This is a genomic window from Acinetobacter sp. AB03 (genome assembly GCF_058107045.1).
In genome coordinates, this window is record NZ_JBUEBA010000002.1 from 1,729,311 (window position 1) to 1,736,222 (window position 6,912).

At 36.0% G+C, this 6,912-nt stretch carries 8 protein-coding genes; 1 reads left to right on the forward strand and 7 read right to left on the reverse strand.

Annotation, left to right across the window (positions count from 1 at the left end):
* Positions 1-64: 64 nt before the first annotated feature.
* The 4 genes from ACY3FQ_RS08765 to ACY3FQ_RS08780 all read right to left on the reverse strand — a co-directional run bounded on the left by ACY3FQ_RS08765 (position 65) and on the right by ACY3FQ_RS08780 (position 3,966).
* Positions 65-667, reverse strand: a complete 603-nt coding sequence (locus ACY3FQ_RS08765) for a nitroreductase family protein (RefSeq protein ID WP_279664477.1) — start codon at positions 665-667, stop codon at positions 65-67.
* Positions 668-853: 186 nt separating this feature from the next.
* On the reverse strand, positions 854-1,345 hold the full coding sequence (locus ACY3FQ_RS08770; RefSeq protein ID WP_151836388.1) for a hypothetical protein: 492 nt from the start codon (positions 1,343-1,345) through the stop codon (positions 854-856).
* 107 nt (positions 1,346-1,452) lie between these two features.
* Positions 1,453-2,847 carry a class II fumarate hydratase gene (fumC, locus tag ACY3FQ_RS08775; RefSeq protein ID WP_489773870.1) on the reverse strand — a complete coding sequence of 465 codons (1,395 nt, stop codon included), beginning with the start codon at positions 2,845-2,847 and terminating at the stop codon, positions 1,453-1,455.
* Positions 2,848-2,958: 111 nt separating this feature from the next.
* Positions 2,959-3,966: an NAD-dependent epimerase/dehydratase family protein gene (locus ACY3FQ_RS08780; protein ID WP_489773871.1), complete on the reverse strand. Its 1,008-nt coding sequence runs from the start codon at positions 3,964-3,966 to the stop codon at positions 2,959-2,961.
* A 708-nt stretch (positions 3,967-4,674) separates the two neighbouring features.
* Here ACY3FQ_RS08780 and ACY3FQ_RS08785 point away from each other — a divergent pair.
* A complete protein-coding gene (locus ACY3FQ_RS08785; protein WP_489773872.1) occupies positions 4,675-5,508 on the forward strand; it encodes a hypothetical protein in 834 nt (277 codons plus the stop codon).
* Between the two features lie 63 nt (positions 5,509-5,571).
* Here the strand turns inward: ACY3FQ_RS08785 and ACY3FQ_RS08790 are convergent, their stop codons facing one another.
* The 3 genes from ACY3FQ_RS08790 to ACY3FQ_RS08800 form a co-directional block, all read right to left on the reverse strand.
* Positions 5,572-5,829: a hypothetical protein gene (locus ACY3FQ_RS08790; protein WP_489773873.1), complete on the reverse strand. Its 258-nt coding sequence runs from the start codon at positions 5,827-5,829 to the stop codon at positions 5,572-5,574.
* A 451-nt stretch (positions 5,830-6,280) separates the two neighbouring features.
* Positions 6,281-6,478, reverse strand: a complete 198-nt coding sequence (locus ACY3FQ_RS08795) for a hypothetical protein (RefSeq protein WP_489773875.1) — start codon at positions 6,476-6,478, stop codon at positions 6,281-6,283.
* 44 nt (positions 6,479-6,522) lie between these two features.
* Positions 6,523-6,750, reverse strand: a complete 228-nt coding sequence (locus ACY3FQ_RS08800) for a hypothetical protein (protein ID WP_004693379.1) — start codon at positions 6,748-6,750, stop codon at positions 6,523-6,525.
* Between the last annotated feature and the right edge of the window lie 162 nt (positions 6,751-6,912).

Sequence of the window (6,912 nt, forward strand, 5' to 3'; positions counted from 1 at the left end):
TCGACCTGTAAAAAACTCAGCCTAAAAAAAGCCGCTCCATCGTGTAGAGCGGCTTTTTCATTAATTATTTGAAGACTTTAAAGCGTACAGCATCATCCACAAAGCCTTTTTCTTTAGCTTCCCCCTCAACCGAGCCGAAGACCAGTTGTGCACGCAGTTTCCAACTTGCAGGCACATTCCACTCAGCATGGACTTCTTCATCTACAATTGGATTGTAATGCTGTAAAGATGCACCTAAACCTAAGGTATGTAATGCAGTCCAAGTTGCAAACTGTGCTATTGCAGTTGAATGCTCTGCCCATACTGGGAAATTTTCAGCATAAGATGGAAATTGCTCTTGTAGGTTCTGAATTACATCTAAATCTTCAAAAAATAAAACTGTACCTATACCTGCTGCAAAACTGGCCATTTTTGCCGTTGTTTTAGCCGTGCTTTCTTCATCTTTAGCATAAGACTTCAGTTTTTCAGCCACAAAAGTCCAAAACTTTTCATGTTCCGCATTAAACAAAATCACCGCCCGAGATGACTGCGAATTGAACGATGATGGACTTTGTTTAATGGCAGTTTGAATCAAATCAGTTAAAAATTCAGGGCTGTGCTCGACCTTTTTACCAATGGCATAAATGGTACGACGCTTTGTGATTAAGTCGATGAACTGATTTGACATATTATAAAATCCTTACGGTTATACTGTGAATGATGACCCAATGTATCAAGCAATATTAATTCCAATATTTGACCAAATAATAAAATTTAGTGCTTTAGATGCAGTTTAAATACTTTCTTGTTCTCGCAAATACATAGTTTTGCTATCGATATAAAAAATCCTCCATTTGGAGGATTTTTGAATGACTTAAAATTTGGCTTCTAAGACTTGAGTTGGAATTTTATTTTTCCATAAGTCACGAAGAACGGGTAAATAGAACTTTTCACCCAGTTCAACCAATTCTGCATCGATCAATGCATGAATCTCATGCATAAATAAATAATCAAGTTCAACTGTTTTCAACTGTTGCTGTGCTTTTGCAAAGTCTTTGCGCTTTTGTTGTGCACGTTTTACTAGAGCATCTGCAAAATCTTTATCTTTAAACTGTTTGATCGCGTTTAAGCGTAATTCAATCACGCCCCAACCACTCAATAACAGTTTAAAAAGTTCAAAGTCAGCCGTGGTTGATTCCCATGTCATTTCTTCAAGATTTTCATTTTCAGGTAGAACAGGAAGTAATAACTCCATAACACTTGGAAAAATCTTTTTGAAATTTAAAACAAATTTAACAGGATGCTCACCCGGATAATCGTTAAATTGCACGTTTTTCTGAACATCTGTCAAATAAATATCAAGCATGGTAACTCATCAGCAGTTTATCTTTAGTCGACCATTGTACCGACTTCGCCCAAAGATAAAAACCGCTGATGTTCATTTGCTCTTTAGTTGAGCATCTGGACCAAGGGCTATTTTACATTTGGGGAAATCATTTGCTCTGGACGTACAACTTCATCAAACTGCTCAGCAGTGACCAAGTTCAACTCCACAGCCACTTGTTTTAGGGTTTTGCCTTCTTTATACGCTGTTTTGGCAACTTTCGCTGCATTTTCATAGCCAATCACTGGGTTTAAAGCCGTAACTAACATCAATGAGTCATGTAAGAAGTGGTCAATCTTTTCACGGTTTGGCTCAATACCCACTGCACAGTGATCATTAAAGCTATTACATGCATCACCCAAAAGCTGAATCGACTGCAACAAATTAAACGCAATCACAGGCATGAACACATTCAACTCAAAATTACCCGATGCGCCCGCAACATTAATCGTGGTGTCATTGCCTAAGACTTGAGCCACCACCATGGTCATCGCTTCACTTTGAGTCGGGTTCACTTTCCCCGGCATAATACTTGAGCCTGGTTCATTTTCAGGAATACGTAACTCGCCAAAACCACAACGTGGACCACTTGCCAACCAGCGAATGTCATTGGCAATTTTGTTCAAGCTTACCGCAAGCGTTTTTAATGCACCTGAGGCAAACACTGCTGCATCACGCCCAGCCAATGCTTCAAATTTATTTGGTGCAGTCACAAAAGGTAGCCCTGTCAACTGTGCCAGTTGCTCCGCTGATTTTTCTGCATAATCAGGATGAGCATTCAGCCCTGTACCTACAGCCGTTCCACCTAAAGGCAGCTCATACAAACCTGAAAGTGCTTGTTGTAAACGCTTTAAGCCGTGATCGAGCTGAGAAACATAACCGCTAAATTCTTGGCCTAAGGTTAAGGGTGTCGCATCTTGTAAATGTGTTCGCCCAATTTTGACGATGTCAGCAAATGCTTGAGACTTTGCCTCTAAAGTATCTCGAAGATGGGTAACCGCAGGAATCAGTAATTCATTGATTTGAATACTTGCTGCGACATGAATCGCCGTTGGGAACGAGTCATTGGTTGACTGAGCACGGTTCACGTGATCATTCGGGTGTACAGGTTTTTGCGCGCCTAAAGGATTGCCGAGTTTCTGATTGGCGATATTGGCAATCACTTCATTACAGTTCATGTTGCTTTGTGTGCCTGAACCAGTTTGCCATACCACCAAAGGAAACTGACTATCCCACTGCCCTGCAATCACTTCATCCGCAGCACCGATGATGTATTGTGCCAATTCTTGTGGAATTTGGTTGAGCTCAGCATTGGTCAATGCTGCTGCTTTTTTCACTAAGCCCATGGCACGAATCATTGGACGTGGTAGACGTTCACTACCAATTTTAAAGTTTTGCAAACTACGCTGAGTTTGAGCACCCCAAAGTGCTTCACTCGGTACTTCAACTTCGCCCATCGTGTCATGTTCAATACGTGTTTGCATTTTAACCTCTTTCTTTTTAAGTGAATTACAAAATGATTATTTTGCGCTTGTTTTCCTTATCTTAATGATTAAGCAAAAATATGTAAATGATAATCGTTATTCATAAATTAATTAACGGCCATCTAGACTTTGTCGGTAGAAACGCCACCCATCTTCAAGGGTCTGTTCTAAACTGCGTTTCGCTTGCCAGTGTAAAACGTTTTTCGCTTTACTACACTCTGCTGCGACCTGATCTAATTCCACGATGTGCGAATCCACCACATCGACTGTAGAAATATCACTTTGCGTCACATTTTCAACTTTTTCAACCAACTGCTGTATCGACACACTTTGACCTGCAATATTAAAAGCATCACAAGCAAACTGTTGAGTACTTAACCATTGTAACGAAGCAGCAATCGCATCACAGGCATCGAGTATATGTAAAAAACTACGCTCTACGGTATGATCTGTGGTTTGTGCACTTTTTCTAAGTTCAATATGATCACGCTGTTTTGCAGCGACTTGCATCAACAGTGGGATAATATTTTTCGGTAAAGGCGGAAACAATTCTCCGAGCATCGTATTTTCAAATGCACCAGCAACATTGCCCATTCTTAAAATTGCAATTTTCCATTCATTATCCGTTTTTGCTGTATCTCGAATAATTTCTTCGACCATTTGCTGCGACTTGATATACGGGTTTGGATAGCCGAAATTCAGCTCCAAATCTTCTTCTAAATGTAGGCTGGATTCACCATAGACCGCAAGACTGGAAAGATGAACCAAAGTGCGTACACCTGTGCGCTGCATGGCACGCAGTAAACTCATGATACAACTGACATTGTCATTATAGTATTCCAAAGGCTTCAGTACAGATTCTTCAAGCGATTTGAAACTTGCAGCATGCACTACCGCATCGATGGAATACTGCTCAAAAACTTTGTTTAAGGCAGGGGTATTTCGTATATCAATTTTGACAAAAGGCACGTACATGCCACTAATAAATTCTAATCGTTCAAGAGTTTGTAAGTTCGCATTGGATAAATTGTCTATAATAATGACCTCTTGCCCATGCGCCATAAAGCTCAAAGCAATATGAGAGCCTATAAAGCCTAAACCACCAGTCACTAAAATCATTGTATACATACTCCTTATAATAATCAGCAAGTTGCGTTTTATTGGTGTATTTATGGTGTTTCAAATGACTTATCCACAGATATTAAACGCAAAAAACCGACTCAAAATTCTCTTGAGTCGGCCAATCTGCAAGAGCACTATATCATCATTTTAAAGGTTCGGAATATCGCATGTGTTACAGTTGTAGCTATGTACTGTATATTGTTTATGACTGTAAACGGCTTTGTTGCACAAAGATTTCATAACTATATGATTTTAAAAGTTTTGATTATTTTTTGATCCAAAATTAAATTTATTTAAATCAGATGCTTACATATTTATGCAACAAAGCCACTGTAAACAGTAGACCAACAAAGTATGCTACTTGGCATTTTTCTTTGCTGATCTAGTTAGACAATATCATCTTTATTCAGGCCACGCCTCACTCAATCGCTCGACATCAATTGCGTGTCCATCTGCTTTTTCTGCCATGCTTCGATATTCTGCTGTGCAAGCTTCGAGTAGCTCACTGTTGGTAATGGTGTACTCAATAATATCGAATGTCAGGTGACCCTATGAGTTTAACGCAGAATTATTTTAGCTGAACTGGCATATTGAGTATAAATGACGAAAAAATTTGTTTATAAATTAACTACAAAGAATTGGTTAGAATTAGTACACTAATACCGTTTTCTATAAGACTTTGACAACACACTAAAGAGCTTCTGAATGAATATAAAATTTACTTTAATAAGCCTAACTACTTGCCTTGTAATGACTGGATGCACCACATTAGATAAAGCAATTTTAGGAATGCCACTTGAGAGAACAATTACCCCAGAAAGTGTAAAAAAATATAATTCACCTCAAGAATTGATTAATGGTGAAAGGCTTAATGGAGATTCGGCTGGTGTTGGTCGATTATATAAACCTAATTTAAATCAAGTAATAATCCCTTATAAATATTTTCAGTCATTATGTATTGCGCAAGGTGGAAGATTCTATCCAATTTTAATCAAGAACTCTCCATATATTGGAAGTTATGAATGTCAAAATAATAAAAATCAATGGGCTGTAAATATCGAGGAAACTTCACGTACTACAGATGGAATATATTTATCATCAAATGTTTTAGATAACACGACATTACGTATATATAAATCGATTAAAGAAGATAATAAAAAAGAAAAACTTAAAGTAATTCAAGCACAAAAAACACGTGAAATTGCAGCTCAACTGCAATACCAACAGCATTTGCTAAAGAATGCACCTAAAGCTAGTGATATTGGGGCTACTGTATGTAAGGACACGAATGTTAATGAATACACTGGAATGATTGTATTAGGTCAACCACAATATAGAGAAATTCAAAATGCTCGGGTTATTGCTAATTTAGAAAGTATGGGTAATGGTAACCAAAATATTAAACTTAATATTAAAGGATGGTTAAATCATAATGGCGGCATAAGCTCAGGTCCTGGTGTGGTTTACAATCAGACCCCTTTGGAATCAGGACGTGTAATATGGGATAACAAGAAAGATTGGTATAAGTGCAATTATTAATCAATATCTCTCATAAATAAGCCCTCACTTGAGGGCTTTTCATCAATACAATGCGTCTGATACTCATTTCTTAAAGTACGCCATACAGCCCTTAATAAATACCTCATTAATGTTCATTTCAGGATCATCCTTCTCATCATCACATTGATCCGCATTATTTAGATTGTTATCACGTGCGTATTGATAGCCGTAATACTCTTCTGTTCCTTCCTTGAAGCCACCAAGCGTGTCAGGTCTCATTTGATACTGGAAAAAGATGAAGGCAGCTATACCAATGACTGCAAGTATTCCATTGACGATCCTAAATTGTTTTGAAATCATTTTTATTCTTAGTTTGGTTGTTATTTAAGCAGTGATCATAAAGTATAAAAAGGAATAAGTCTATGTGTGCAAACTTATAAAAATTGGGAAGTGAAATATAATAACAAATATGTATATGAGTTATGAAGAGGCAACAAAAAACCATGACAGAGGGAGTGATATGTCATGGTTTGATTATTCTATTGATTCTTGAAAATAAGAGCTTTTTAAGGGCTACAAATTTCAAAGATGGACTTTATAATTTTTACATACAGCAAAAAAATAATTCTAAAAACAATAAAAAAATTTAAAATAGTCAAAATAGTATCAACAACATCATTGTGTATGATACTAGTTAAAACAATAGATGCAAATAAAATAAAAACTAACATATATGATTTTAAAATAAAAAAAACAGGTTTAATATATTTTAAATCAAATAAAAAATTCAAATTTTCTTTATATATAGACATTAAATTAACTTAAAAATCTTACTACTTTCAAGGCTCTGAAAAAACATTTCAAAACTAGGGCGAATATCCTCACCTTCAAAAGTAATATATTTTAAATTTGAGTGATCTTGTAGGTCTACAATAGACTTATCAACTGTTGCTTGAATATTATATTCAGTACCAAATTGATCTTTTACGATGACTTCTTTTTTTAACATAGATGGATCCTTAATTTAAATTATTTAGAAATTATATAACTTGATTAAATTACTTTATAATTTAACTTAAACATCTGATTTAAAGACGTATAAAAAGTTCTTCCATCTAGGTTCAAATCAACTTCTTTACCTGATTGAAGAAGTATTCGCTTACCCACTTCTATAGTTTTTAACCCATTACGAGTATTTTGTATTTTATTTAAAGGGATGAGCGACACTATAATTTCTGTACCATTTTTTGATTTTGCAATTAAATCGTTTATTTTTAACAACTTGTATCCTATTTCTGAAGGTTTTCTCGATTTGAAAAAACTTTAAAACTAACTTTCAATTTATAAAAAGCACTGTTTAGTGCTTTTTATTACTGTCAATTATTAGACTTCCTTCATAAATCATTTTTCAATCAATTTAATTGTTTATCTTTCACCCAATCT

Bases quoted from the DNA above. Each gene is read 5' to 3' on its own strand.
- ACY3FQ_RS08765 (WP_279664477.1), bottom strand. From the start codon at position 667: ATGTCAAATCAGTTCATCGACTTAATCACAAAGCGTCGTACCATTTAT.
- ACY3FQ_RS08770 (WP_151836388.1), bottom strand. From the start codon at position 1,345: ATGCTTGATATTTATTTGACAGATGTTCAGAAAAACGTGCAATTTAAC.
- fumC (WP_489773870.1), bottom strand. From the start codon at position 2,847: ATGCAAACACGTATTGAACATGACACGATGGGCGAAGTTGAAGTACCG.
- ACY3FQ_RS08780 (WP_489773871.1), bottom strand. From the start codon at position 3,966: ATGATTTTAGTGACTGGTGGTTTAGGCTTTATAGGCTCTCATATTGCT.
- ACY3FQ_RS08785 (WP_489773872.1), top strand. From the start codon at position 4,675: ATGAATATAAAATTTACTTTAATAAGCCTAACTACTTGCCTTGTAATG.
- ACY3FQ_RS08790 (WP_489773873.1), bottom strand. From the start codon at position 5,829: ATGATTTCAAAACAATTTAGGATCGTCAATGGAATACTTGCAGTCATT.
- ACY3FQ_RS08795 (WP_489773875.1), bottom strand. From the start codon at position 6,478: ATGTTAAAAAAAGAAGTCATCGTAAAAGATCAATTTGGTACTGAATAT.